Below are 24,679 nucleotides of genomic sequence, written 5' to 3' on the forward strand. Positions count from 1 at the left end.
AGATCGCAAGGCGCCGGAGCGTCCGCGTGGCGGAGTCACGTGGACGGTTCGGCAACGCGGCGAGCGGGCGTGCCAGACGGCGGGCGCCCGGCCGGGGGTGTGACACAGGCTCTCTCAGACCCTGGGCAGCGCGGAGGCGGTCTCGGTGCCCTCGATGACGAGGATGCGGTGGAGGCGGGTGGCCACCAGCAGGCGTTGCAGTTGCGGGGGTACGCCGCGCAGGACGAGGCGGCGGCCGGCGCGGCCCGCGCGGCGGTGCACGCCCATGATGACGCCGAGGCCGGTGGCGTCCCAGAAGTCGAGTTCGGACAGGTCCAGCAGCAGATCGCCGGCTCCGGCGTCGACGGCCGAATGCAGGACCGTACGGGCGTCCGCCGCGCTGTGCACGTCCAGCCGACCCCCGACGACCACTTCGGTGTGGTCGCCCCTGATGTGCATATGCGCTCCCCTGGCGTCGCGTCTCGTTGCTCCGCGGTCGGTGTGTCGCATCGTCTGACTGCCTCGGCCCCCTGGAAGTTGCCGTCTGTGAGCGAACCGATACCGAATTCACTCGTAGGGGTGAGACAGCTGAGGCGTGTGCGGTTCCCGTGCCCTGTTCCGCGCGCCTCGGGGCAGCGACAAGCGTCCCGGAGTGGCCCTGACCCACCCCGGTCCACCGACCCTTGGCCCGGACCTTAGCCCTCCGGAGGCGCTCTGTGACGGCTTAGTAACGCGCGTCACGTCCGTTCCGACGGACATCACACAAACGGCCCCCGTGCCGTCACAACTACCCTGGCCCCATGGTCAATCTGACGCGCATCTACACCCGCACCGGCGACCAGGGCACCACCAACCTCGGCGACCTGAGCCGGGTCCCGAAGACGGACCTCCGCATCGCGGCCTACGCCGACGCGAACGAGGCGAACGCGGCCCTGGGTACGGCGATCGCCCTCGGCGCCCTCCCGGAGGACGTGACGAAGGTCCTCACCCGCATCCAGAACGACCTGTTCGACGTGGGAGCGGACCTCTCCACCCCGGTGCTGGAGAACCCCGAGTTCCCCCCTCTCCGCGTGGAACAGCCCTACATCGACCGCCTCGAACAGGACTGTGACCACTACAACTCCACCCTCGAAAAACTCCGCTCCTTCATCCTCCCCGGCGGCACCCCCGGCGCCGCCCTCCTCCACCACGCCTGCACGGTCGTCCGCCGCGCCGAACGCTCGACCTGGGCGGCCCTGGAAGCCCACGGCGACGTGATGAACCCCCTCACAGCCACCTACCTCAACCGCCTCTCCGACCTCCTGTTCATCCTGGCCCGCACAGCCAACAAGGAGACGGGGGACGTGCTGTGGGTACCGGGCGGGGAGCGGTGAGCGGGGGTCAGGGGCGGCGGTAGACGTCCCCCTCTTCGGCGAGCGCCTGGAGAGCCTCACGCGCCAGCAGCTCGTCGGCCGCTTCCTTCAGCGCGTTGTACTCCTCCATCGAGACGATGACCGCGACGGGGGTGCCGCCCCGCGTGACGACCGTCGGCTCCCCGTCCCCCGCCTGGTCGAGCAGCCGCGCGAGATCGGCCCGAACCTCGCGTACAGACATGGAGTCACCCATACCCCGAGCCTACTCACCTCTCCGCCTTCTCCCTCGCCCTCTCCTCCGGCAGAACCGGCGCCCGCTTCGGGAAGACCGTGTAAGCCCCGGCGATCACCACGTTTATGCCGATCACGAACAGCATCCGGGACTGCCAGCTCCGCAGGGAGCCCGTTTCGCCCGTGTCGCCGACGTACCAGATCGCGGCTTGGAGGAGGCCGGCGGCGACGGCGGCTGCGGTGATCCAGCGGGCGGCGACCTTCCATTCGTGGCGGGCGCGGGGCATGCCGTACTTGGGGGGCTTCGGCGGCGGGGGGCCGTCGAAGAAGCGGTGGGAGACCTGGGCGTCGGCCCACTTGATCGTGGAGTGGCCCAGGCCGACCGTGAAGCCGATGTAGACGGCGGCGACGCCGTGGTGCCAGCTGGGGTCGGCGCCGGCCCGGAGGTCCATCGCGGTGATGATCAGGAGGGCGACTTCGAGGAGCGGCTCGCAGAGGAGGAGCGCGAGGCCCGTGCGGGGCATCTTGAGGGCGTACCGGAAGGTGAGCCCCGCCGCCAGCAGCACCCAGAACGCCACCTCGCAGGCGATGATCAGTCCGACGATCATACGAACTCAGCTCCTTCCGCGAACCCGGTCCCCTCCAGCCTCCCGGCGGAGCACCCCCCTCACCTCGTCGCCCGTGACGAGATCCCGGTACATCGAAAGATGCAGTCCAGGACCCGCCCCGCGCACCACGCGCCCCCCTCCCCCGCCGTGTTGGATGGACCCATGGCCGTACGACCCCACCGCGACGACGTCCGCATCGCCGCCGCAGGACTGGCCGGCGGCGTCCTCCTGTGGGCGGTCGGCCTCTTCGCCCGCCCCGGCGGCGACAACGCGCTGGTCCAGTGGACCCCCACCTGGGCCCCCCTCGCCCCGCTGGCCCTGATGTCCGCCTGCGAACTGTTCCGCAGAACCCACCCGAACACCGCCACCCTGATCGGCACGGCGACCCTGGCCCTGGACACGGTCACCCGGGGCAGCGTGGTGACGATCCTGATGTACACGGACCTGGTGTACGCGGCCGTCCTGTACGGCACCCCGGCGGCGGCCCGGCACATCCCCCGCCTCTCCGCGCTCCTCACGGTCCTCGGCGGCACCGTCCCCTTCGCCTTCTGGCGCGCCCCGGAGACCCTCCTGATCGGCATCGCGATCGGCCTGGTCACCCTCACCCCCGCGACGACGGGCGCCCTGGTCCGCAACCACCGCGCGGCGGCGGAGGCGGCGAGCCTCAGAGCCGAACAGACGGCCCTGCTCGCGGAGTTCGACCGCACCCAGGCGGTCACCGCCGAACGCACCCGCATGGCAAGGGAATTGCACGACCTGGTCGCGGGCCACCTCTCGGCGATCGCGATCCACTCGACGGCCGCCCTGTCGATCGACGACCCGGACACCTCGAAACAGGCCCTCACGGTGATCAGGCAGAACAGCGTCGAGGGCCTCACGGAGATGCGCCGCCTGATCGGCATCCTGCGCACCCCCGACGACGAGGTGGAACCGGCCCCCACCCTGGACGCCCTGTCCTCCCTGATCGACGGCGCCAGGGCGAACGGCCTCGACGTCACCCTGACGACGGACCCGCCCGGCGACGTCCCCGCCCCCGTCGGCCTGGCCGCCTACCGCATCGTCCAGGAGTCCCTCACCAACGCCCTCAAACACGCCTCCCCCGGCCCGGTCACCGTGGCCCTGCACCGCCGCCACGGCACCCTCCTCGACCTCACGGTCACCAGCCCGTACCGCACCCCCACCACCCCCCGCGCCCCCGGCTCCGGCGCCGGCCTGGCCGGCATGCGCGAACGCGCCACCCTGGTCGGCGGCACCTTCGACGCGGGCCCGAGGGACGGGAGTTGGACGGTGCGCGCGGCCCTCCCCCTCACCGCGATCCTCCCCCACGCCGAAGGAGACCCCGCATGATCCGCGTCCTGGTCGCCGAGGACCAGTCCGCCGTCCGCTCGGGACTGGTCCTGATCCTGGGCAGCGCCCCGGACATCGAGGTCGTCGGCGAGGCGGCGGACGGCGAGCAAGCGGTGGCGCTGGCAAGGGAGTTGCGGCCGGACCTGGTCCTGATGGACGTTCAGATGCCGCGCCTGGACGGCGTGTCGGCGACGCGGCTGGTCGTCGGGGAGTCCCTAGCGGACGTCCTCGTCCTGACCACCTTCGATCTGGACGAGTACGTCTTCGGCGCCCTGCGCGCGGGCGCCTCCGGCTTCCTCCTGAAGAACGCCGAGGCCGCCGAACTCCTGGACGCGGTACGGACGGTGGCCCGGGGCGAGGGGCTGATCGCGCCCGCCGTCACCCGCCGTCTCATCGCCGAGTTCGCGGCGGCCGGCCCGCGCGAGCCGCGTATCGATCCGGCCGTTCTGGACACCCTCACCCGGCGGGAGCGCGAGGTCCTGTCCTGTCTCGGCGAGGGCCTCTCGAACGCGGACGTCGCCCGTCGGCTGGACATGGCCGAGGCCACGGTGAAGACGCACGTCAGCCGGTTGCTGGCCAAGCTGGAACTCCGCAGCCGGGTCCAAGCCGCCGTCCTGGCGCAGGAGTTGGGGATCTAGGCTGACCGCACGACGAGCAGCCGCCGGCGGTCGGAGCGGGCGATTCCCGATTGGTACAGACCTATTGACTGGTGGTCCAGACCACTCCTACGCTCCCCGCACGGTACCCACCCCCACAGCGAGGAGGCGCCCATGCGCTTCGCACTCGGCACCCACCCCGTCCGTAGACTCGCGGCCATGGTCGCCGCAGCCGCCCTGATCCCGCTGGCCGCCCTCGCGGCCCCCGCCACCGCCGACACCCCCACCCCGGCCCAGGCCCCGCAGACCCGGGCCGCCTCCCCCGTGAAACTCGGCTACTTCACCGAGTGGGGCGTCTACGGCCGGAACTACAACGTCAAGAACCTCGTGACGTCCGGCTCCGCCGCGAAGATCACCCACATCAACTACGCCTTCGGGAACGTCACCGGCGGCAAGTGCGCGGTCGGCGACTCCTACGCCGCCTACGACAAGGCGTTCACCGCCGACCAGTCCGTCAGCGGCGTCGCCGACACCTGGGACCAGCCGCTGCGCGGCAACTTCAACCAGCTCCGCCAGCTGAAGGCCAAGTACCCGCACATCAAGGTCCTCTGGTCGTTCGGCGGCTGGACCTGGTCCGGCGGCTTCGGCGAGGCCGCGAAGAACCCGGCGGCCTTCGCCCAGTCCTGCTACGACCTCATCGAGGACCCGCGCTGGGCCGACGTCTTCGACGGCGTCGACATCGACTGGGAGTACCCGAACGCCTGCGGCAACTCCTGCGACAGCTCAGGGCCCGCCGCCTTCAAGAACCTGATGGCCGCCCTGCGCGCCAAGTTCGGCGCGAACTACCTGGTCACCGCCGCCACCACGGCCGACGCCACCCCCGGCGGCAAGATCGACGCGGCGGACTACGCGGGCGCCGCCCAGTACGTCGACTGGTACAACGTGATGACGTACGACTTCTTCGGCGCCTGGAACGCCCAGGGCCCGACCGCCCCCCACTCCCCCCTCACCTCCTACTCCGGCATCCCCCAGCAGGGCTTCACCAGCGCCGACGCCATCGCCAAGTACCGCGCGAAGGGCGTCCCCGCGAGCAAACTCCTCCTCGGCATCGGCTTCTACGGCCGCGGCTGGACCGGCGTCACCCAGTCCGCCCCGGGCGGCACCGCGACGGGCGCCGCGCCGGGGACGTACGAACAAGGCGTCGAGGACTACAAGGTCCTCAAGTCGTCCTGCCCCGCCACCGGCCTCGTCGGCGGCACCGCCTACGCACACTGCGGCACCAACTGGTGGTCCTACGACACCCCCCAGACGATCGCCACGAAGATGGCCTGGACCAAGTCCCAGGGCCTGAAGGGCGCGTTCTTCTGGGAGTTCAGCGGCGACACCGCCAACGGCGAACTGGTGACGGCCGTCAACAACGGCCTCGCGTAACCGGAAGCGGGCCGTTCGGCCCACCCCACGTGGACCGAACGGCCCGTGAGAAGTCCCCGGCACCGGGCAGAAAGTGGTTCTCCGCACCGGCGCGCAAAAGCACCGGAGGCGGTACGCACCATTCGGCCACCTCGGCGGCCCTGCTCGCGATCCTCGGTCAGTTCACCGTGACGGTGGACCTCTCCGCCAGCGAGCCCGCGCACCGGAACCCGGCCGCCACGGAACAGGACCGGGCACCGGTCAACCCGGTCTGCCCGCTGAGGATCTGACGCTCAGGCCACGTTGACGCGCTGGCCGGGTGGAGCCGCCTCAAGCCAGGCGAGGAACCCGGTCAGCGCGTCCTCGCTCATGGCGAGTTCGAGCCGCGTCCCGCGATGCGAGCACGCGAGGACCACCGCGTCCGACAGCAGCGCCAGTTCCTCCTCGCCCTCCGGGAGCCGGCGGCCGGCGACCTCGATGGCGGAGCGCTCCAGGACCCGGCGCGGGCGGTAGGCGTAGGAGAAGACCCGGTACCACTCGACGCTGTCCCCGCTGTAGCGGGCGACCCCGTAGGACCAGCCCTTGCCGCTGGGGTCGGGTTTCTCGGGCACGTCCCAGCGCAGCGAACAGTCGAACGTACCGCCCGAGCGCTGGATGAGTCTGCGGCGCAGGCCGAAGACGAACAGCCCCAGTACCACCAGGGCCACGACGACTCCGCACACAGTCAGAGCGAGGACCATCGACACCGACCTCCTCGTCTCCTACGTACCGACATCGCGTTCGGCAATTGGTAACGGAACGGAAAAACCATCCAGATCTGCCACAGCCGCGACCGGCACCGGATCGCTCCGGGCCGGCCGCGGCTGAGTGACTGGCATCACATGGGCGCTGCGATCAATGCGTGGCCGCCGCGCGCAGTCGAACCTCCGCGCGACGCTCCGCACCCGCGTCACCCTCGGCCTTCGCGCGCTCCAGCTCACGCTCGACGCGCTGGACGTCGATCTCGTCCGACAGCTCGGCGACCTCGGCCAGCAGCGACAGCTTGTTGTCGGCGAACGAGATGAATCCGCCGTGCACCGCGGCGACGACGGTCCCGCCGTCACTCGTACGGATGGTCACCGGGCCCGACTCCAGCACACCGAGCAGCGGCTGGTGACCGGGCATGACGCCGATGTCGCCCGACGTGGTGCGCGCGACGACGAGAGTCGCGTCTCCCGACCAGACCTCTCGGTCGGCCGCGACCAGCGCGACGTGCAGCTCAGCAGCCAAGGTTGGCTCCTCGGGTCACCACCCGGCGGTCCTGCCGGGTGTTGGTTACAAGTCTAGTGGGCGTACGAAGAGGGGCGGGACCACACCCGCCCCTCTTCAGAGCACGAGGCTCAGGAGACGCCCAGCTCCTTGGCGTTGGCCTTCAGGTCCTCGATGCCACCGCAGAGGAAGAACGCCTGCTCCGGGAAGTGGTCGTAGTCCCCGTCGATGATCGCGTTGAACGCGGTGATCGACTCGTCCAGCGGCACGTCCGACCCGTCGACGCCGGTGAACTGCTTGGCGACGTGGGTGTTCTGGGACAGGAAGCGCTCCACGCGACGGGCGCGGTGGACGGTGAGCTTGTCCTCCTCGCCCAGCTCGTCGATACCGAGGATCGCGATGATGTCCTGGAGGTCCTTGTACTTCTGGAGGACCGTCTTGACGCGCATCGCGGTGTTGTAGTGGTCCGCCGCGATGTAGCGGGGGTCCAGGATGCGGGACGTGGAGTCCAGCGGGTCCACGGCCGGGTAGATGCCCTTCTCCGAGATCGGACGGGAGAGCACCGTCGTCGCGTCGAGGTGGGCGAAGGTGGTGGCCGGGGCCGGGTCGGTCAGGTCGTCCGCGGGGACGTAGATCGCCTGCATCGAGGTGATCGAGTGACCGCGGGTCGAGGTGATGCGCTCCTGGAGGAGACCCATCTCGTCGGCCAGGTTCGGCTGGTAACCCACCGCGGAGGGCATCCGGCCGAGCAGCGTGGAGACCTCGGAACCGGCCTGCGTGAAGCGGAAGATGTTGTCGATGAAGAACAGCACGTCCTGCTTCTGGACGTCACGGAAGTACTCGGCCATGGTGAGGCCGGCCAGCGCGACGCGCAGACGGGTGCCCGGGGGCTCGTCCATCTGACCGAAGACCAGGGCGGTCTTGTCGATGACGCCCGAGTCGGCCATCTCCTCGATGAGGTCGTTGCCCTCACGGGTGCGCTCACCGACACCGGCGAACACGGAGACACCGTCGTGGTTGTTGGCGACGCGGTAGATCATCTCCTGGATGAGCACCGTCTTGCCGACGCCGGCACCACCGAACAGACCGATCTTGCCGCCCTTGACGTACGGGGTCAGCAGGTCGATGACCTTGACGCCGGTCTCGAACATCTCGGTCTTCGACTCGAGCTCGTCGAAGTTGGGGGCCTTGCGGTGGATGCCCCAGCGCTCGCCCTCGTACTGCTCGTCGACGTTCAGGACCTCGCCGAGGGTGTTGAACACCTTGCCCTTGGTGAAGTCGCCGACGGGCACCGTGATGGAGGCGCCGGTGTCGGTCACCGGGGCCTGGCGGACCAGACCGTCGGTGGGCTGCATCGAGATGGTGCGGACCAGGCCGTCACCCAGGTGCTGGGCGACCTCCAGGGTCAGCGTCTTCTTCGCGCCGTCCTCGGCGGGGTCGGCGACCTCGACGTGCAGCGCGTTGTAGATGTCGGGCATGGCGTCGACGGGGAACTCCACGTCGACGACCGGGCCGATGACCCGGGCGATGCGGCCCGTGGCCGTCGCGGTCTCAACAGTGGTGGTCATTAGCGGTCACTCCCCGCGGTCGCGTCGGCCAGGGCTGCGGAGCCACCGACGATCTCGCTGATTTCCTGGGTGATTTCGGCCTGGCGGGCCGCGTTGGCAAGGCGGGAGAGCGTCTCGATGAGCTCGCCCGCGTTGTCGGTGGCCGACTTCATCGCACGCCGCGTCGCCGCGTGCTTCGAAGCCGCCGACTGGAGCAGCGCGTTGTAGACGCGGCTCTCCACATAGCGCGGCAGCAGGGCGTCGAGGACGTCCTCCGCCGAGGGCTCGAAGTCGTACAGGGGAAGGATCTCGCCCTGCTTCGACTCTCCCGCGCCCGACGTGTCGTCGAGGCTGAGCGGGAGCAGACGGTCGTCGAGCGCCGTCTGCGTCATCATCGAGACGAACTCGGTGAACACGATGTGGATCTCGTCCACCCCGCCGTCCGCCGTGTCCTTCTCGATCGCCTCGATCAGCGGCGCCGCGACCTCCTTGGCGTCCGCGTACGTCGGCTCGTCGGTGAAGCCCGACCACGAGTCCGCGATCTTCCGCTCACGGAAGTTGTAGTGCGCGACGCCACGGCGGCCGACGATGTACGTGTCGACCTCCTTGCCCTCGGCCTGGAGCTGTGCCGTGAGCTTCTCCGCCGCCTTGATGGCGTTGGAGTTGAAGGCGCCGGCCAGACCGCGGTCGCTCGTCAGGAGCAGCACCGCGGACCGCGTGACCGTCTCGGCCTGCGTGGTCAGCGGGTGCTTCGTGTTCGAGCCGGTACCGACCGCCGTGACCGCGCGGGTGAGCTCGGTCGCGTACGGCGTGGAGGCCGCCACCTTGCGCTGCGCCTTGACGACACGCGAGGCGGCGATCATCTCCATCGCCTTGGTGATCTTCTTGGTCGCGGTGACGGATCGGATGCGACGCTTGTAGACCCGGAGCTGGGCTCCCATGAGTCAGGTCCCTTCCTTTACGTCACTTGGCGGCGGAGTCTTCGCCGAGCAGCTTGCCGTCCGCGGTCTCGAACTGCTTCTTGAACTCCGCGATGGCGTCGCCGATGGCCTGGATCGTGTCGTCCGACATCTTCGCGCCCTCCTTGATGGAGGTCATGAGGCCCTGCTCCTTGCGGTGCAGGTACTCCAGCAGCTCCTTCTCGAAGCGGCGGACGTCGACGACCGGGACCTCGTCCATCTTGCCGTTGGTGCCGGCCCAGATGGAGACGACCTGGTCCTCGGTGGCCATCGGCTGGTACTGAGCCTGCTTGAGCAGCTCGACCAGACGGGAACCACGCTCCAGCTGGGCCTTCGACGCGGCGTCCAGGTCGGAACCGAAGGCGGCGAACGCCTCCAGCTCGCGGTACTGGGCGAGGTCGAGGCGCAGACGGCCGGAGACCTGGCGCATCGCCTTGTGCTGCGCGGAACCACCGACTCGGGAGACGGAGATACCGACGTTCAGCGCGGGACGCTGACCGGCGTTGAAGAGGTCCGACTCCAGGAAGCACTGGCCGTCGGTGATGGAGATGACGTTGGTCGGGATGAACGCCGAGACGTCGTTCGCCTTGGTCTCGACGATCGGCAGACCGGTCATCGAGCCGGCGCCCAGCTCGTCGGAGAGCTTCGCGCAGCGCTCCAGGAGGCGGGAGTGCAGGTAGAAGACGTCACCCGGGTACGCCTCGCGGCCCGGCGGGCGGCGCAGCAGGAGGGAGACGGCACGGTAGGCGTCGGCCTGCTTCGACAGGTCGTCGAAGATGATGAGGACGTGCTTGCCCTCGTACATCCACTGCTGGCCGATGGCGGAACCGGTGTACGGCGCCAGGTACTTGAAGCCGGCCGGGTCGGACGCGGGGGCGGCGACGATGGTCGTGTACTCCAGCGCGCCGGCCTCTTCGAGGGCGCCACGCACGGAGGCGATGGTCGAGCCCTTCTGGCCGATGGCGACGTAGACGCAGCGGACCTGCTTCTTCGGGTCGCCGGAGCGCCAGTTGTCGCGCTGGTTGATGATCGTGTCGACGGCCAGGGCGGTCTTGCCGGTCTGGCGGTCGCCGATGATCAGCTGACGCTGGCCACGGCCGATCGGGGTCATCGCGTCGACGGCCTTGTAGCCGGTCTCCATCGGCTCGTGGACCGACTTACGGGCCATGACGCCGGGAGCCTGGAGCTCCAGCGCGCGGCGGCCCGAGGTCTCGATCTCGCCGAGGCCGTCGATCGGGTTGCCGAGCGGGTCGACGACGCGGCCGAGGTAGCCCTCGCCGACCGCGACGGAGAGGACCTCACCGGTGCGGTGCACCGGCTGCCCCTCCTCGACACCGCTGAACTCACCGAGGACGATGGCGCCGATCTCGCGCTCTTCCAGGTTCAGCGCGAGGCCGAGGGTGCCGTCCTCGAACTTCAGCAGTTCGTTGGCCATGGCCGAGGGAAGACCCTCGACCTTCGCGATGCCGTCGCCGGCAAGGGTGACCGTACCGACCTCCTCGCGCGAGGCCGCGTCCGGCTGGTACGACTGGACGAAGGTCTCCAGCGCGTCCCGGATCTCCTCCGGCCGGATCGTGAGCTCCGCCATCTGGGTTCCCTGCTCTCCTTGTTGGGCCCGAAGTTTCACTTTGGGGGGATGTCTCTACTTCGGACTCCCCCCTGAACGAGGTGAATCCTCTGCACGGCCCAACTCGGGCCGTATTTCTACGTCTTGTGTTACTGCTCAGCCGGCCATGCGGCGGGCGGCGTCCTCGATCCGGTCCGCGACCGAGCCGTTGATGACCTCGTCACCGACCTGCACCCGGATTCCGCCGACGACCTCGGGGTCGACGTCGAGGTTGAGGTGCATCCGGCGGCCGTAGAGCTTGGCGAGGGCGGCGCCGAGGCGCTGCTTCTGGCCGTCGCTCAGCGGGACCGCCGAGGTGACCACGGCGACGATCCGGTCCCGGCGCTCGGCGGCGAGCTTGGAGAGGGCCTCCAGGCCCGCTTCCAGGCTACGGCCGCGCGGCGCGGTCACCAGGCGGGTCACCAGTCGTTCGGTGGCCGCGTCCGCACGGCGCGAGAGCAGGCTGCGCAGCAGCTCGCCCTTGGCCGAGGCGGTGGCCTTCCGATCGGTCAGCGCGGCGCGCAGCTCGGTGCTGGAGGAGACGATCCGGCCGAAGCGGAACAGTTCGTCCTCGACGTCGTCGAGCGTGCCCGCCTGCTGGGCGGCCGTGAGGTCGGCGATGTCCGCCAGCTCCTCCAGCGCGTCCACCAGGTCGCGGGACTGGGACCAGCGGGCGCGGACGAGTCCGGCCACCAGGTCGGCGGCGGGGCCGCTGATCCGGTCGCCGAGCAGACGCGCGGCGAGCTGGGCCTTGGCCTCGCCGGACTGCGCCGGGTCGGTGAGGACCCGACGCAAGCTGACCTCGCGGTCGAGCAGTGCGGTCACGGACGCCAGCTCACCGGCGAGCGCACCCGCGTCGACCGACGTGGCGTCGGTCAGCGCGTCGAGGCGCTCCCGTGCGGCGGCCAGGGCCTCGCGGCTGGCTCCGTTCATCGCGATGCCTCGGCCTTCTCCTCGAGATCATCGAGGAAGCGGTCGATGACGCGGCTCTGCCGGGCGTGGTCCTCCAGGGACTCACCGACGAGCTTGCCGGCCAGTTCGGTGGCGAGCTTGCCGACGTCCTGGCGGAGCGCGGAAGAGGCGGCCTTGCGGTCGGCCTCGATCTGCGCGTGACCGGCGGCGACGATCTCCTCGCGCTGCCGCTGGCCTTCCGCGCGCATCTCGGCGATGAGCGTGGCGCCCTGCTCCTGCGCCTCCTGGCGCAGCCGGGCGGCCTCGTGGCGGGCCTCGGCGAGCTGGGCCTTGTACTGCTCCAGGACGCTCTGGGCTTCCTGCTGCATGGCCTGCGCGTCTTCGATACCGCCCTCGATGGCCTCGCGACGCTCTTCCAGAACCTTGTTGATGTTCGGAAGGAGCTTCTTGGCGAGGAAGCCGAAGACGATGACGAAGGCGATGAGGCCGATGACGAGCTCGGGGATCGGCGGGATGAGGGGGTTTTCGCCATCCCCAGCCGCCAGAACCAGAGGGCTCATATCAGTGCCTTTCGTCGAAAGGGGCGGTCCGACGGGTCAGGTCAGGCGCTCGGGTAAACGAACGGCATGACCAGACCGATCAGCGCGAGCGCCTCACAGAAGGCGAAGCCGAGGATCTGGTTGGCGCGGATGAGGCCGGCAGCTTCGGGCTGACGGGCGAGCGCCTGGGTGCCGTTACCGAAGATGATGCCGACGCCGACGCCCGGGCCGATGGCGGCGAGGCCGTAACCGATGGAGCCGAGGTTGCCCTTGATCTCGACGCCGGCGGCAAGGGTCTGGAGAGCGGACATGTCCGGTTCTTCCTTCTCTTTCAAGGACCGGTGGGGGTTGGCCACCGGGTGCTTTGGGGGGTGGTGCGCGAAGCGGGGTGTGCTCAGTGGTGCTCGGCGAGCGCGCCCTGGATGAAGCTGCATGTCAGCAGCACGAAGACGTACGCCTGGACCGCCTGGATGAAGAGCTCGAAGGCGGTCATGACGATGACCATCACGAAGGACACGCCGGAGTAGGCGATGCCGACGCCGTTGAGCATGTACCAGCTGGCGATGGTGAACAGCAGCAGCAGGGTGTGGCCGGCGAACATGTTCGCGAAGAGCCGGACCGCGTGCGTGAAGGGGCGCACGATCAGGTTCGAGAGCAGTTCGAGGGTCATGACCATCGGCAGGACCGCGCCGAGGGACTTGTCGTAGCCGCTGAAGTTCTTGAAGGCACCGACGAATCCGTGCCGCTTGAAGGTCAGGGAGACCCACAGGATGTACACCAGACCGGCGAGGCCGGCCGGGTACGCGATGATCGAGGTGACCGGGAACTGGGCGAGCGGAATGATCGACCAGAGGTTCATCACCCAGACGAAGAAGAAGAGGGAGACGACGAACGGTACGTACTTCTCGCCCTCCTTCTTGCCGATGGTCTCGTAGACCACGCCGCGCCGGATGAAGTCGTAGCCGGCTTCGGCGACCATCTGGAGCTTGCCCGGGACGACCTTCGGCCTGGCGAAGGCGGCCCAGAAGAAGCCGACGATGATGATCGAGCCGAGGAGCGCCAGCAGCATCGTCTTGTTGAAGTACAGGTTGCTGTCCGCGTCGCCGAAGAGCGGCTTGAACAGGAACGAGTGCAGGCCCGGAGCGACCGTGTCGAAGCCACACCCGTCGAACAGGTGACAACTCGTGTCGAAAGCGAGCGTCTGCGTCGGGTCAGCACTCACCGCGGGCTCCTTCGTCGTGGCGCATAGGTACGGCAACCTCGTTGTGTCGGCGCGGCACGGGGCCGCCGTTCGGCACGGGACTGGTGTTACGGATGTGGGGGCGGCTCAGGGGCATCTCGCCTCGCGATGGGACAGGCGTCAGCTCGAATGCCCGCGCCCGCGATGCCGCAGTTGGCACCGGACGATAGCAGGATCTCTCGTACGTCTTTATCCCACCCCTACCTCTCACGACGAGTGCCCCGATTTTTCGGGTTCGACGTAGAGGATCTTGGCTTTCATGTGGGCACGCGTCTGAGCCGCGATCCACGCGAGGGTGGCGACGACGAGCGTGATCGCGAAAGCCCGGGGGTTGAACAGGGTGGTGTTCTTGAACACGGCCATGAAGACGAAGAGCAGCAGGATCTGTGCCGCGTAGAGCATCAGGCCCATGGACTGGAACAGATGCGGAAGCGTTTTGGCCGTGCGCTGGAGCACGTAGAACCCGATCCCCATGAAGAGCGTGACCACGACTGTCGCGACGACCGCCCCGATGGCCCCCTTGCCGCCCGCGACGACACCGCTCACCACGGCGGCGATCGCACCGGCGGCGGCTGTGGGCACAGCGGCCTGGGCCAGAATCCGGACGTCGTTGGACGGCATGGCGGAACTCCGCTTTTCAAAAGGGGGGCAGGGTTGTCGTCATGGACGAGCGTAGACCCGGTTCGAGGGGGCGAGACCTCAGACCATCAGACCTGCGCACTGCGGTCCTTCGGCTCTGTCCGGGGTTCTCGTGAACCGTATCACAAACTATTTGATGAGCTCTTTACCTCGAAGGTGTGCTCACTGTCACACATGAGAGTGAACCTGCGCGTCTGAGCGAAATCCGGGGGAGTTTGTCTGGTATTGCCCCGTTCATACCCTCTAGCTTCCCCCACGACTTGGCAATGCTCTAGTCAGATTCTTACCTTGAAGCTCCGGGCCCCCGGAACGTTCTCACCTTCGGGGGACGCGCGTACGGTCCCCCAGAGCGGTGGCCCCGTTGACGCCGCCCGCCACTCCCGCCCCCACCGGAGTGCGCTCCTGCGTCTCCTCCGCGGGCGCCGAGGCCGCCGCCACCATGGCCTTGCGGCGCCGGTAGCGGGGCGGCAGGAAGGACTGGGCCCACAGCGGGGCGCGCGGGGTGAACCGGGGCAGCAGCAACAGGACGAGGCCGACCGCGCTGAGCGCCGCGACGCCGAGGACGATCCACATCGACGCCGAGTTGACGGAGTACGCCAGCGCCCCGAAGCCGATCAGCGCCGACCAGAAGTACATGATCAGGACGGCCCGGCTGTGCGAGTGCCCGACCTCCAGGAGCCGGTGGTGCAGATGCCCCCGGTCCGCGGCGAACGGCGACTGTCCCTTCCAGGTCCGGCGCACGATCGCGAGGATCAGGTCGGCGGCCGGGATCGCGATGATGGTCAGCGGCATCAGCAGCGGGATGTAGACCGGCACCATCTGGTGGACCGCGTTGCGCTCGGAACCGACGTACAGCTTCATCGCGTCCGGGTCGACCTGGCCCGTGATCGAGATCGCGCCGGCCGCCAGGATCAGGCCGATCAGCATCGACCCCGAGTCGCCCATGAAGATCCGCGCCGGGTGCATGTTGTGCGGCAGGAAGCCGAGGCACATCCCCATCAGGATCGCCGAGAACAGCGTCGCCGGGGCGGCGGCCTCGATGCCGTACGAGTACCAGATCCGGTAGGCGTACATGAAGAACGCGGCGGCGGCGATGCAGACCATGCCCGCCGCGAGCCCGTCGAGGCCGTCCACGAAGTTCACGGCGTTGATCGTGATGACGACCAGCGCGACCGTCAGCAGGGTCCCCTGCCACTGCGTCAACGCGACGGTTCCCACGAACGGGATCGGCAGCCAGAGGATCGTCAGCCCCTGGACGACCATCACACCGGCGGCGATCATCTGCGCGCCGAGCTTGATCAGCGCGTCGATCTCGAACTTGTCGTCCAGCACACCGATCAGCCAGATCAGCGCGGCCCCCGAGAGCAGGGCCCGAGGCTCGTTCGACTTCTCGAACACCTCGTTGAGGTTGGTCAGATGATCCGCGACGAGCAACCCGGCGCACAGCCCGAAGAACATCGCGATCCCACCGAGCCGCGGAGTCGGTTCCCGGTGCACGTCACGCGCCCGGATCTCCGGCATCGCCCCGGCCACGATCGCGAACTTCCGCACCGGCCCGGTCAGCAGATACGTCACCGCGGCCGTGATGCAGAGCGTCAGCAGGTATTCACGCACGGGCTTCCCCACAGGTCTCGCTGGCCATCTCAGCCCCACACCCTAGCGACGGGCGCATACGTGTGGAGACATCCGGGTAGCCACGATGGTTGCACGTCCGGCTGTGCGTCCTTCTGTACGAGTCTCCCCCGCGCCACGTTCAGTCGGGATACGGCGGACAATCCCGCACCAGCTCCATGACTTCCTCACGCCCTCTCCTCCCTGTCACCTCACCCCTCACCACCCCCGCGAGCAGCACGGCGATCCGCGCCATGGCCTCCTCCCGCATCCCCTGCGTGGTCACCGCGGCCGTCCCGAGCCGCAGCCCGCGCCCACCCGCCCCCGGCAGCGCGCAGCAGTCGAGAACCACCCCAACAGCCGCCAGCCGCCCTCGCGCGACGCGCCCTTCGACCCCCAGCGGCGACGGATCGACCACCACCAGATGCGTGTCCGTCCCCCCGGTCACCACCCGCATCCCCTCCGCCGCGAGCCCGGCCGCCAGTACCCGAGCATTGGCCACCACCTGCCGCGCGTACACAGCGAACCCGGGCGCAGCCGCCTCCCCGAACGCAACCGCCTTCGCGGCAACGGTGTGCATCTGAGCCCCACCCTGCGTGAACGGAAAAACAGCCCGGTCGACCCGTTCCGCCAGCTCCTCCCCGCACAGCACCATCCCGCCCCGCGGCCCCCGCAGCACCTTGTGCGTGGTGGCGCACACCACATCCGCGTAAGGCACCGGACTGGGCGCGACACCCCCGGCGACAAGGCCGATCGGATGAGCGGCATCGGCGATCAGATAAGCCCCGACCTCATCGGCGACCTCCCGGAAGAACCCATAGTCCAGATGCCGCGGATAGGCGATCGACCCGCACACGATCGCCTTGGGCCGACACTCCCGGGCCAGCTCCCGCACAGCCCCGTGATCGATCAGCCCACTCTCGGCATCCACCCCATAGGACACGAAAGAGAACCACCGCCCCGAGAAGTTGACGGGCGACCCATGCGTCAGATGCCCCCCGTCCCGCAACCCGAGCGCGAGCACCACATCCCCCGGCCGCAGCAGAGCCGCGTACGCGGCCAGCACCGCCGAGGACCCCGAATGCGGCTGCACATTCGCATGCCCGGCCCCGAACAGCGCCTTGGCCCGCTCCACGGCAACCCGCTCGGCGACGTCGACGATCTCGCACCCACCGTGATGCCGGGCCCCCGGATACCCCTCGGCGTACTTGTTGGCGAGCACAGACCCGAGCGCAGCCAGCACGGCCGGCGAGCAGAAATTCTCGGCAGCAACCAACTGCAACCCGGAAGCCTGCCGCCGCCTCTCCCCCAGCAGCACCTCAGCCATCTCAGGGTCCTGCCGCAACAGCACATCGGCCTCAAGCACAGGCAAGGAGACAGTCATAACGGGCTCCGGACGTCAAAGCGGACGTACCCCCAATGTAGGCCGCACCGAGGGAAACCCGCGAACGACGGGAACGGGGACCCCTGGCCCCCGCCCCACCCCCACCCCCTACATCCGCGCGGGCACCCCGGTCAAAGCGGTGACGACGGGATCGAGCGCCTGATGTATCTCATCCCCGATGGACCGGAAGAACGGCAACGGAGCCCCGTACGGATCATGCACCTCGTCCGCCTCGACGGTCGGCGCGAGAAGCCACCCACGCAGCGCGGCGGCGGCCCGCACCAGCGCCCGGGCCCGCATGACGACCCCTTCGTCCAGCGGCGGCAGGGTAGCCGGATCGATCGCTTTGACGAGCCGGGTGAACTCCTTCAACGTGAAGGTCCGAAGCCCGGCGGAGTGCCCCATCGAGATCACCTGAGCCCGATGATCCCGGGTGGCGGTCAGCACGAGATCGGCCCGGATGACATGCTCGTCAAGCAGCTCCCGCCCGGTGAACCCGGACGCGTCCGCCCCGAACTCCCCCAGCACAGCCTCCGCGTTGGCCTCCATGGGCGCCCCTTCGTGCCCCCACGTCCCCGCGCTCTCGACGATCAGCCCGCCCCCGAGCACCCCGAGCCGCTCGGCCACGAAATGCCGGGTCAACCGCTCGGTGATCGGCGACCGGCACACGTTCCCGGTACTGACATGCAGAATCCGAAAGCTGTCCCGGGGAAACCCGAACGTCGTCGTGATCTCGGCGGCCGTCTCCCCACCGCCTATGCCCGGCATGGGGTGACCCCCCGCCCGGCGACGACCGCCCGCACGGTCCCCGTCAATTCGCCACCTCAAGATCGGGTACGACCTTCCGCAACTCCTCCGCGGAGATCGCCCCCGCCCGCAGCAGCACCGGCACCTCACGCGTGACGTCGACGATGGACGAGGGCACGTTCCCGGGCGTCGGCCCCCCGTCGAGGTAGACGGAGACGGAGTCCCCGAGCATCCCCTGCGCCTCGTCACAGTTCTCCGGCGCCGGATGCCCGGTCAGGTTCGCCGACGACACCGCCATCGGCCCGACCTCGGTGAGCAGCTCGATCGCGACGGGGTGCAGCGGCATCCGGATCGCGACGGTCCCCCGCGTGTCCCCGAGGTCCCACTGGAGGGACGGCTGATGCCGGGCGACGATCGTGAGGGCCCCCGGCCAGAACGCGTCGACCAGCTCCCAGGCCAGCTCGGAGAAGTCCGTGACGAGCCCGTGCAGGGTGTTGGGCGAGCCGATGAGGACGGGCGTGGGCATGTTCCGGCCCCGCCCCTTCGCGTCGAGGAGTTCCGACACCGCCTCCGAGGAGAACGCGTCGGCGCCGATGCCGTACACCGTGTCCGTGGGCAGCACGACCAGCTCGCCCCGGCGCACGGCGGACGCGGCCTCACGCAGACCGGTCGTACGGTCGGTCGCGTCGTTGGTGTCGTATCGCCGTGCCATCAGCCGGCCTCCTGCTCGAATGCGTCGGAAATAGTCGTCACGTTCGTCACGGCATCGCCCTGCGGGCTGTCGCGAACCTCGGGCGGTTGTTGAGGTCGGGGTGGTCGGCGGCGTCCGCCCAGCCGAGTTCCTCGGTGAAGATCCACGGCACCTGCCCGCCCTGCGTGTCCGCGTGCTCGACGACGACGACACCGCCGGGCCGCAGCAGCCGGTGCGCGGTGCGCTCCAGGCCGCGGATCAGCGTGAGGCCGTCCTCCCCGGAGAACAGGGCCAGCTCGGGGTCGTAGTCGCGGGCCTCGGGGGCGACGTACTCCCACTCGGTGAGCGGGATGTACGGCGGATTGGTGATGACGAGGTCGACGTGGCCGTCGAGGTCGGGGAACGCGTCGAGGGCGTTGCCCTGGCGCAGGTCGACCCGGGAGCCGGCCATGTTCTTACGGGTCCACACGAGCGCGTCCTCGGACAGCTCGACGGCGTGCACCTTGGAGCGCGGCACCTCCTGCGCGAGGGCGAGGGCGATCGCGCCGGAGCCGGTGCACAGGTCGACGATGGTCGGCTCGACGACGTCCATCGCGCGCACGGCGTCTATGGCCCACCCGACGACCGACTCGGTCTCCGGGCGGGGCACGAACACCCCGGGCCCGACCTGGAGCTCCAGGTACCGGAAGTAGGCGCGCCCGGTAATGTGCTGGAGCGGCTCGCGCTGCTCGCGGCGGGCGATGGCCTCCCAGTAGCGGGCGTCGAAGTCGGAGTCCCGCACGGAGTGGAGTTCGCCGCGCTTCACCCCGTGCACGAACGCGGCGAGCTCCTCCGCGTCGGTGCGCGGCGAGGGCACACCGGCGTCGGCCAGCCGCTGGGTGGCCTGGGCCACCTCGGCGAGGAGCAGGTTCACGCGGGTCCTCCGGTTCTCGTACTGGGGGCGCTGGAGCTTACGCGGCGGCGAGCTTGGCCGCCGAGTCCGCGTCGACACACGCCTGGATCACCGCGTCGAGGTCGCCGTCCAGGACCTGGTCCAGGTTGTACGACTTGAATCCGACGCGGTGGTCGGAGATGCGGTTCTCCGGGAAGTTGTACGTACGGATCTTCTCGGAGCGGTCGACGGTGCGGACCTGGCTGCGCCGGGCGTCCGCGGCCTCCCGCTCCGCCTCCTCCTGCGCGGCGGCGAGCAGCCTGGAGCGCAGGATACGCATCGCCTGCTCCTTGTTCTGCAACTGGCTCTTCTCGTTCTGGCAGGAGGCCACGACGCCGGTCGGGAGGTGGGTGATGCGGACGGCGGAGTCGGTGGTGTTGACGGACTGGCCGCCGGGGCCGGACGACCGGTAGACGTCGATGCGCAGGTCGTTCGGGTTGATCTCGACGTCGACCTCCTCGGCCTCGGGCGTGACGAGCACACCGGCGGCGGAGGTGTGGATACGGCCCTGCGACTCGGTGGCCGGCACGCGCTGCACGCGGTGCACGCCGCCCTCGTACTTCAGCCGCGCCCAGACGCCCTGGCCGGGCTCGGTGGCGCCGTTGCCGCCCTTGGTCTTCACGGCGACCTGGACGTCCTTGTAGCCGCCCAGCTCGGACTCGGTGGCGTCGATGATCTCGGTCTTCCAGCCGACGCGCTCCGCGTACCGCAGGTACATGCGCAGCAGGTCGCCGGCGAACAGCGCGGACTCGTCGCCGCCCGCCCCCGCCTTGATCTCCAGGATGACGTCCTTGTCGTCGGACGGGTCCCTCGGCACGAGCAGCAGGCGGAGCTTCTCCGTCAGCTCCTCGCGCTGCTTCTCCAGCTCCTTGACCTCCGCCGCGAAGTCCGGGTCGTCGGCGGCGAACTCCTTCGCCGTGCCGATGTCGTCACCGGTCTGCTTCCAGGAGCGGTAGGTGCCGACGATGGGGGTCAGCTCGGCGTAGCGCTTGTTCAACCTGCGCGCGTTCGCCTGGTCGGCGAAGACCGCCGGATCGGCGAGCGTCTTCTCCAGGTCGGCGTGTTCCGTGACCAGTTCCTCGACGGCCTCGAACATCTCGGTGCTCCTGATTTTTACGACGGTGAAGTGGGCGGCGACCAAAAACGCCGGTCCCGGAGCGCCCCGGGCGGGGGCGCTGCCGTGGACCGGCGAAGTGGGGCTCGCTACTTCTTGGAGCCTGCGGCGGCCTTGCCGAAGCGGGCCTCGAAGCGGGCCACGCGGCCACCGGTGTCGAGGATCTTCTGCTTGCCCGTGTAGAACGGGTGGCACTCGGAGCAGACGTCGGCACGGATGGCGCCGGACTCGATCGTGCTGCGAGTCGTGAACGACGCGCCGCAGGTGCAGCTGACCTGCGTCTCGACGTACGCGGGGTGGATGTCGCGCTTCAAGGTGTCTCCTAGATCAACGGGAGGGCACCGGGTCGCTTCCGCGGACTGCGGGGCGTGAACCGGGGCCGACTAACCAGTCTGCCAGGACTGGTGCCATACGCCCAAACCGGGGGGTGGGGGGAACTATTCCCGGTGGACAGGTACGGGCCCGCCGTGGCCGTTCGCGCCCACGCGGCGGAGGCACGATCAGCCACAGCGAATCCGCAGCCGCAGTCTTTTAGGGGCGCGGGGAACTGCGCGAACGGCCACAGACGACCCGCACCCGGCAGCTACGAGGAAGCCACCACCCCATTGGCCTCCCCCGTCGCCGTCCCCACCGTCGCACTCTTCGGGATGACCTGGTCGTTCTTCAGCGCCGTCCAGACCTGCTGGGCCTTGGTCTCGGCGACAACCACCCTGTTCGGGTTCGCCGGGTCGTACTGGACGGGCATCGTGACCATCGTCATGTTCGACGAGCTGATGCCCTTCAAGCCGTTCGCGAAGGACATCAGGGAGTTGACCGAGCCGAGGTCGGAGTCGGTGGTGACCGCCTTCGTGGCCGTGTCCGCGAGGTCGTACAGCTTCGTGGGGCTCGTGAAGAGACCGACGGACTTGACCTGGTTGACGAGGGCCTTGATGAACGCCTGCTGGAGCTGGATGCGCCCGAGATCGGACCCGTCACCGACACCGTGCCGCGTACGGACGAGACCGAGCGCCTGCGAGCCGTCGAGCGTGTGCGTACCCGCCGCGAGATCGAGGTGACTGTCCTTGTCCTTGATCGCCTTGGTGGTCGTGACCCGCACACCCCCCAGCTCGTCGACCAGCTTCTCGAAGCCGGAGAAGTCGACCTCCAGGTAGTGGTCCATGCGAAGGTCCGTGAGCGACTCGACGGTCTTCACCGCACACGCGGCCCCACCGGTGGTGTACGCGGAGTTGAACATCACCCCGCTCGCCGCGTCGTGCGTCACCCCGGACGCGTCCGTGCAGGCGGGCCGGTCGACCAGCGTGTCCCGGGGTATGGAGACGACGCTCGCCTTCTTGTGCCCCTCGTAGACGTGCACGATCATCGCCGTGTCCGAGCGGGCGCTCCCGTCGTCGGTCCCCCCGCCGAGGCTCTTGTTGGCCCCGGACCGCGAGTCCGACCCGAGCACCAGGATGTTCTGGGAGCCGTTGTCCACCTTGGTGGGCCGGTCCGTACCGAGCGCCTGGTCGATGTCGACGCTCTTGATGTTGCCGTTCAGCTTGAAGTACAGATACCCCGCCCCGGTCCCGCCGAGGACCAGAACCCCTCCGGCGATCCAGGCCCCCACCACCAGCCCCCGCCGCCTCCTCGGCTTGCGGTGGGCGGGCCCGGGGCCCGGTATGTCAGGCGTGCTCTCGGCGGACATGTCTCCTCGACTCTCTGCTGCCTCGTCTCATCATCACTCCGCCAGATCAGACGGGGAAACTCCGGACAGGGTTGCACAAGTCGACACAGCCGACCAAAAACACAGGAAAAACAAAGAAAGCGGTCACTCCCCGTACATGGGGAATGACCGCTTCCTGGAACCCGAGGCTCCGTCGACGTCAGTCGTTGTTACCGGCCGCCGGCGTCGTCTTCTGGATCTGCATGAGGAACTCGGCGTTCGACTTCGTCTGCTTCATCTTGTCGAGGAGCAGCTCGATCGCCTGCTGCTGGTCGAGCGCGTGCAGCACCCGGCGCAGCTTCCACACGATGCCCAGCTCGTCGGAGCCGAGGAGGATCTCCTCCTTGCGGGTACCGGACGCGTCGACGTCGACGGCCGGGAAGATCCGCTTGTCGGCGAGCTTCCGGTCGAGCTTGAGCTCCATGTTGCCGGTGCCCTTGAACTCCTCGAAGATCACCTCGTCCATGCGGGACCCGGTGTCGACGAGCGCGGTCGCGAGGATGGTCAGCGAGCCGCCGTCCTCGATGTTGCGCGCGGCACCGAAGAAGCGCTTCGGCGGGTAGAGGGCCGTCGAGTCGACACCACCGGACAGGATGCGGCCGGAGGCCGGGGCGGCGAGGTTGTACGCACGGCCCAGACGGGTGATCGAGTCGAGCAGGACGACGACGTCGTGGCCCAGCTCCACCAGCCGCTTGGCGCGCTCGATGGCGAGCTCGGCGACCGTGGTGTGGTCCTCGGCGGGACGGTCGAAGGTCGAGGAGATGACCTCGCCCTTCACCGACCGCTGCATGTCGGTGACCTCTTCCGGACGCTCGTCGACCAGGACGACCATCAGGTGGCACTCGGGGTTGTTGTGCGTGATCGCGTTGGCGATGGCCTGCATGATCATGGTCTTGCCGGTCTTCGGCGGGGCCACGATCAGACCGCGCTGGCCCTTGCCGATCGGCGACACGAGGTCGATGATCCGCGTGGTCAGCACGCCCGGGTCGGTCTCCAGGCGGAGCCGGTCCTGCGGGTACAGCGGCGTCAGCTTGGTGAACTCCGGACGGCCGCGGCCCGAGTCGGGCGCCATGCCGTTGGTGGAGTCGAGCCGGACCAGCGCGTTGAACTTCTCGCGCCGCTCGCCGTCCTTCGGCTGCCGGACCGCACCGGTGACGTGGTCACCCTTGCGCAGGCCGTTCTTGCGGACCTGGGCGAGCGAGACGTACACGTCGTTCGGACCGGGGAGGTAGCCCGAGGTCCGGATGAAGGCGTAGTTGTCGAGGATGTCGAGGATGCCCGCGACCGGGATCAGGACGTCGTCGTCGGCCAACTGGGGCTCGGGGGCGCCCAGTTCGTCGCGTCCACGACGGCCGCGGCGGTCGCGGTAACGGCCCCGGCGGCCACGGCGGTCACCGAACTCGTCGTCCTCGTCGATACGGGGGCCGTTGTCGCGCTGGCGGTCCTGACGGCCGCCGCCCTGCTGCTCCTGGCGGTCCTGGCGCGGCTGGCGCTCCGGCCGGCCCTGGCCCTGCTGGTCCTCGCCCCGGCCACGGCGCTCACCGCGCTCACCGCGGTCACTGCGCTCACCGCGGTCGCGGTCCCGGCCGCGCTCACGGCGGCCCTGGCGGCGGCCCTCGCCCTCGGCGGCGTCGGCCTGCGGCTGCGCGGCGGAGGCGGCGGGCGTCTCGGCCTTGGGCTCGGTCCGCGCCTCGGCGGCGACCGTCTCGACGACGGCGGCGGGGGCGCCGGCCTCGGCGGTGGCGCGGCGGCGGCCACGGCGCTCGACGGGGGCGTCCTGACCGGCCGGCTGGCCGGGGATCTCGATCTGCTGCTGGGCCGTGGCCTGCTCGGCGGCGGGCGCCTCGGCCTTGGCGGCGGCCGGGGCCTCCTCGGCCGTCCGGACGCGGGAGGTGGCGCGGCGCTTCGGCTTGGTCTCGGCGGGGGCCTCGGCCTGCGGGGCGGCGGCGCCTCCCCCGGCCTGCGCCTCCTTGATGACCTCGATCAGCTGGCTCTTGCGCATCCGCGCGGTGCCCTTGATACCGAGGCCGGATGCGACCTGCTGAAGCTCTGCCAGCACCATGCCGTCGAGGCCGGTACCGCGGCGCCGCCGGGAGCCGGCACCGGCGGCAGGCGCGGAGGCGTCCGTGGCGGGCGCGGCAGCGGTCTCCTCGACACGCGCGCCCATCAGATCGGTGGTGTCGCTCACGAAGGGTCCTTCCCTGGAGCGGACGTCGGCCTGTCTGGCTCGGCGACCGGTTGTGCTGTCCGGTTCCTGTCCCTTTGGTGTGGACGGAGCCGGGGCGGTAA

General features: G+C 69.4%; 25 protein-coding genes and 1 pseudogene. 4 read left to right on the top strand and 22 right to left on the bottom strand.

Features of this window, described 5'->3' with window-relative positions:
* Nucleotides 1–114 precede the first annotated feature (114 nt).
* Nucleotides 115–438, bottom strand: coding sequence for an STAS domain-containing protein (locus ABZX85_RS01670; protein WP_355861535.1), 324 nt, complete (start codon nucleotides 436–438; stop codon nucleotides 115–117).
* Nucleotides 439–779: 341 nt separating this feature from the next.
* On the opposite strand from ABZX85_RS01670, the gene ABZX85_RS01675 reads away from it, so the two are divergent.
* Nucleotides 780–1,352, top strand: coding sequence for a cob(I)yrinic acid a,c-diamide adenosyltransferase (locus ABZX85_RS01675; protein ID WP_355861537.1), 573 nt, complete (start codon nucleotides 780–782; stop codon nucleotides 1,350–1,352).
* A 7-nt stretch (nucleotides 1,353–1,359) separates the two neighbouring features.
* On the opposite strand, the gene ABZX85_RS01680 is transcribed toward ABZX85_RS01675, so the two are convergent.
* Nucleotides 1,360–1,584, bottom strand: a complete 225-nt coding sequence (locus ABZX85_RS01680; RefSeq protein WP_355861539.1) for a type II toxin-antitoxin system Phd/YefM family antitoxin — start codon at nucleotides 1,582–1,584, stop codon at nucleotides 1,360–1,362.
* A 13-nt stretch (nucleotides 1,585–1,597) separates the two neighbouring features.
* Complete coding sequence (locus ABZX85_RS01685; RefSeq protein WP_355861541.1) at nucleotides 1,598–2,170, bottom strand: hypothetical protein; 573 nt, start codon at nucleotides 2,168–2,170, stop codon at nucleotides 1,598–1,600.
* A gap of 162 nt (nucleotides 2,171–2,332) precedes the next feature.
* Here ABZX85_RS01685 and ABZX85_RS01690 point away from each other — a divergent pair, with 162 nt between their 5' ends.
* The 3 genes and pseudogenes from ABZX85_RS01690 to ABZX85_RS01700 form a co-directional block, all read left to right on the top strand.
* The gene (locus ABZX85_RS01690; RefSeq protein WP_355861543.1) at nucleotides 2,333–3,517 is read left to right on the top strand and encodes a histidine kinase; all 1,185 of its coding nucleotides are present in this window, start codon (nucleotides 2,333–2,335) and stop codon (nucleotides 3,515–3,517) included.
* Nucleotides 3,514–4,155 (top strand): response regulator transcription factor, encoded by a 642-nt coding sequence (locus tag ABZX85_RS01695; RefSeq protein WP_355861545.1) that lies wholly within the window; start codon nucleotides 3,514–3,516, stop codon nucleotides 4,153–4,155. The genes ABZX85_RS01690 and ABZX85_RS01695 overlap by 4 nt, the downstream gene beginning before the upstream one ends.
* A 282-nt stretch (nucleotides 4,156–4,437) precedes the next feature.
* A pseudogene (locus ABZX85_RS01700) lies at nucleotides 4,438–5,544 on the top strand (glycoside hydrolase family 18 protein); the annotation flags it as partial.
* A 272-nt stretch (nucleotides 5,545–5,816) separates the two neighbouring features.
* On the opposite strand, the gene ABZX85_RS01705 reads toward ABZX85_RS01700, so the two are convergent.
* From ABZX85_RS01705 to rho, 19 genes are all read right to left on the bottom strand, one after another.
* The gene (locus tag ABZX85_RS01705; protein WP_355861547.1) at nucleotides 5,817–6,263 is read right to left on the bottom strand and encodes a DUF2550 domain-containing protein; all 447 of its coding nucleotides are present in this window, start codon (nucleotides 6,261–6,263) and stop codon (nucleotides 5,817–5,819) included.
* Nucleotides 6,264–6,417: 154 nt separating this feature from the next.
* Nucleotides 6,418–6,792 (bottom strand): F0F1 ATP synthase subunit epsilon, encoded by a 375-nt coding sequence (locus tag ABZX85_RS01710; protein ID WP_355861549.1) that lies wholly within the window; start codon nucleotides 6,790–6,792, stop codon nucleotides 6,418–6,420.
* Nucleotides 6,793–6,902: 110 nt separating this feature from the next.
* Entirely contained in the window at nucleotides 6,903–8,339 is a 1,437-nt protein-coding gene (atpD, locus tag ABZX85_RS01715) for a F0F1 ATP synthase subunit beta (RefSeq protein ID WP_355861551.1), read from the bottom strand.
* Nucleotides 8,339–9,259, bottom strand: a complete 921-nt coding sequence (locus ABZX85_RS01720) for a F0F1 ATP synthase subunit gamma (RefSeq protein ID WP_355861553.1) — start codon at nucleotides 9,257–9,259, stop codon at nucleotides 8,339–8,341. Before ABZX85_RS01720 ends, atpD begins: the two co-directional genes overlap by 1 nt.
* A gap of 22 nt (nucleotides 9,260–9,281) precedes the next feature.
* Nucleotides 9,282–10,865 carry a F0F1 ATP synthase subunit alpha gene (atpA, locus tag ABZX85_RS01725; protein ID WP_355861555.1) on the bottom strand — a complete coding sequence of 528 codons (1,584 nt, stop codon included), beginning with the start codon at nucleotides 10,863–10,865 and terminating at the stop codon, nucleotides 9,282–9,284.
* A 135-nt stretch (nucleotides 10,866–11,000) separates the two neighbouring features.
* The gene (locus ABZX85_RS01730; protein WP_355861557.1) at nucleotides 11,001–11,816 is read right to left on the bottom strand and encodes a F0F1 ATP synthase subunit delta; all 816 of its coding nucleotides are present in this window, start codon (nucleotides 11,814–11,816) and stop codon (nucleotides 11,001–11,003) included.
* Nucleotides 11,813–12,355, bottom strand: a complete 543-nt coding sequence (locus ABZX85_RS01735; protein WP_355861559.1) for a F0F1 ATP synthase subunit B — start codon at nucleotides 12,353–12,355, stop codon at nucleotides 11,813–11,815. Before ABZX85_RS01735 ends, ABZX85_RS01730 begins: the two co-directional genes overlap by 4 nt.
* 41 nt (nucleotides 12,356–12,396) lie before the next feature.
* Nucleotides 12,397–12,645 (bottom strand): ATP synthase subunit C, encoded by a 249-nt coding sequence (locus ABZX85_RS01740; RefSeq protein WP_010357477.1) that lies wholly within the window; start codon nucleotides 12,643–12,645, stop codon nucleotides 12,397–12,399.
* An 83-nt stretch (nucleotides 12,646–12,728) separates the two neighbouring features.
* Nucleotides 12,729–13,556 (bottom strand): F0F1 ATP synthase subunit A, encoded by an 828-nt coding sequence (gene atpB, locus ABZX85_RS01745; RefSeq protein ID WP_355861561.1) that lies wholly within the window; start codon nucleotides 13,554–13,556, stop codon nucleotides 12,729–12,731.
* A gap of 225 nt (nucleotides 13,557–13,781) precedes the next feature.
* Entirely contained in the window at nucleotides 13,782–14,195 is a 414-nt protein-coding gene (locus ABZX85_RS01750; protein ID WP_355861563.1) for a hypothetical protein, read from the bottom strand.
* 333 nt (nucleotides 14,196–14,528) lie between these two features.
* A complete protein-coding gene (locus ABZX85_RS01755; RefSeq protein ID WP_355861565.1) occupies nucleotides 14,529–15,827 on the bottom strand; it encodes an MraY family glycosyltransferase in 1,299 nt (432 codons plus the stop codon).
* Between the two features lie 139 nt (nucleotides 15,828–15,966).
* Nucleotides 15,967–17,208 carry a serine hydroxymethyltransferase gene (gene glyA, locus ABZX85_RS01760; RefSeq protein WP_355861567.1) on the bottom strand — a complete coding sequence of 414 codons (1,242 nt, stop codon included), beginning with the start codon at nucleotides 17,206–17,208 and terminating at the stop codon, nucleotides 15,967–15,969.
* Nucleotides 17,209–17,316: 108 nt separating this feature from the next.
* Complete coding sequence (locus ABZX85_RS01765) at nucleotides 17,317–17,976, bottom strand: protein-tyrosine-phosphatase (protein WP_355861569.1); 660 nt, start codon at nucleotides 17,974–17,976, stop codon at nucleotides 17,317–17,319.
* Nucleotides 17,977–18,019: 43 nt separating this feature from the next.
* A complete protein-coding gene (locus ABZX85_RS01770; protein WP_355861571.1) occupies nucleotides 18,020–18,667 on the bottom strand; it encodes an L-threonylcarbamoyladenylate synthase in 648 nt (215 codons plus the stop codon).
* Nucleotides 18,668–18,713: 46 nt separating this feature from the next.
* The gene (gene prmC, locus ABZX85_RS01775) at nucleotides 18,714–19,559 is read right to left on the bottom strand and encodes a peptide chain release factor N(5)-glutamine methyltransferase (RefSeq protein WP_355861573.1); all 846 of its coding nucleotides are present in this window, start codon (nucleotides 19,557–19,559) and stop codon (nucleotides 18,714–18,716) included.
* A 37-nt stretch (nucleotides 19,560–19,596) separates the two neighbouring features.
* Entirely contained in the window at nucleotides 19,597–20,673 is a 1,077-nt protein-coding gene (gene prfA, locus ABZX85_RS01780; protein ID WP_355861575.1) for a peptide chain release factor 1, read from the bottom strand.
* A 107-nt stretch (nucleotides 20,674–20,780) separates the two neighbouring features.
* Nucleotides 20,781–21,005: a 50S ribosomal protein L31 gene (gene rpmE, locus ABZX85_RS01785; RefSeq protein WP_075732744.1), complete on the bottom strand. Its 225-nt coding sequence runs from the start codon at nucleotides 21,003–21,005 to the stop codon at nucleotides 20,781–20,783.
* A gap of 269 nt (nucleotides 21,006–21,274) precedes the next feature.
* Nucleotides 21,275–22,372, bottom strand: a complete 1,098-nt coding sequence (locus tag ABZX85_RS01790; RefSeq protein WP_355861577.1) for an LCP family protein — start codon at nucleotides 22,370–22,372, stop codon at nucleotides 21,275–21,277.
* A gap of 178 nt (nucleotides 22,373–22,550) precedes the next feature.
* Complete coding sequence (gene rho, locus ABZX85_RS01795) at nucleotides 22,551–24,578, bottom strand: transcription termination factor Rho (RefSeq protein ID WP_355861579.1); 2,028 nt, start codon at nucleotides 24,576–24,578, stop codon at nucleotides 22,551–22,553.
* Nucleotides 24,579–24,679: the final 101 nt, after the last annotated feature.

It is taken from the genome of Streptomyces sp. NPDC004539, from assembly GCF_040610055.1.
GTDB lineage: Bacteria > Actinomycetota > Actinomycetes > Streptomycetales > Streptomycetaceae > Streptomyces.

What these genes read in the sequence shown, in the direction of transcription:
- ABZX85_RS01720 (WP_355861553.1), bottom strand. Translation starts at nt 9,259, where the DNA reads ATGGGAGCCCAGCTCCGGGTCTACAAGCGTCGCATCCGATCCGTCACC.
- atpD (WP_355861551.1), bottom strand. Translation starts at nt 8,339, where the DNA reads ATGACCACCACTGTTGAGACCGCGACGGCCACGGGCCGCATCGCCCGG.
- ABZX85_RS01680 (WP_355861539.1), bottom strand. Translation starts at nt 1,584, where the DNA reads ATGGGTGACTCCATGTCTGTACGCGAGGTTCGGGCCGATCTCGCGCGG.
- ABZX85_RS01695 (WP_355861545.1), top strand. Translation starts at nt 3,514, where the DNA reads ATGATCCGCGTCCTGGTCGCCGAGGACCAGTCCGCCGTCCGCTCGGGA.
- ABZX85_RS01675 (WP_355861537.1), top strand. Translation starts at nt 780, where the DNA reads ATGGTCAATCTGACGCGCATCTACACCCGCACCGGCGACCAGGGCACC.
- ABZX85_RS01685 (WP_355861541.1), bottom strand. Translation starts at nt 2,170, where the DNA reads ATGATCGTCGGACTGATCATCGCCTGCGAGGTGGCGTTCTGGGTGCTG.
- atpA (WP_355861555.1), bottom strand. Translation starts at nt 10,865, where the DNA reads ATGGCGGAGCTCACGATCCGGCCGGAGGAGATCCGGGACGCGCTGGAG.
- glyA (WP_355861567.1), bottom strand. Translation starts at nt 17,208, where the DNA reads ATGACTGTCTCCTTGCCTGTGCTTGAGGCCGATGTGCTGTTGCGGCAG.
- ABZX85_RS01735 (WP_355861559.1), bottom strand. Translation starts at nt 12,355, where the DNA reads ATGAGCCCTCTGGTTCTGGCGGCTGGGGATGGCGAAAACCCCCTCATC.
- prfA (WP_355861575.1), bottom strand. Translation starts at nt 20,673, where the DNA reads ATGTTCGAGGCCGTCGAGGAACTGGTCACGGAACACGCCGACCTGGAG.
- ABZX85_RS01690 (WP_355861543.1), top strand. Translation starts at nt 2,333, where the DNA reads ATGGCCGTACGACCCCACCGCGACGACGTCCGCATCGCCGCCGCAGGA.
- ABZX85_RS01790 (WP_355861577.1), bottom strand. Translation starts at nt 22,372, where the DNA reads ATGTCCGCCGAGAGCACGCCTGACATACCGGGCCCCGGGCCCGCCCAC.
- ABZX85_RS01750 (WP_355861563.1), bottom strand. Translation starts at nt 14,195, where the DNA reads ATGCCGTCCAACGACGTCCGGATTCTGGCCCAGGCCGCTGTGCCCACA.
- ABZX85_RS01670 (WP_355861535.1), bottom strand. Translation starts at nt 438, where the DNA reads ATGCACATCAGGGGCGACCACACCGAAGTGGTCGTCGGGGGTCGGCTG.
- ABZX85_RS01730 (WP_355861557.1), bottom strand. Translation starts at nt 11,816, where the DNA reads ATGAACGGAGCCAGCCGCGAGGCCCTGGCCGCCGCACGGGAGCGCCTC.
- ABZX85_RS01770 (WP_355861571.1), bottom strand. Translation starts at nt 18,667, where the DNA reads ATGGCACGGCGATACGACACCAACGACGCGACCGACCGTACGACCGGT.
- ABZX85_RS01705 (WP_355861547.1), bottom strand. Translation starts at nt 6,263, where the DNA reads ATGGTCCTCGCTCTGACTGTGTGCGGAGTCGTCGTGGCCCTGGTGGTA.
- ABZX85_RS01740 (WP_010357477.1), bottom strand. Translation starts at nt 12,645, where the DNA reads ATGTCCGCTCTCCAGACCCTTGCCGCCGGCGTCGAGATCAAGGGCAAC.
- ABZX85_RS01765 (WP_355861569.1), bottom strand. Translation starts at nt 17,976, where the DNA reads ATGCCGGGCATAGGCGGTGGGGAGACGGCCGCCGAGATCACGACGACG.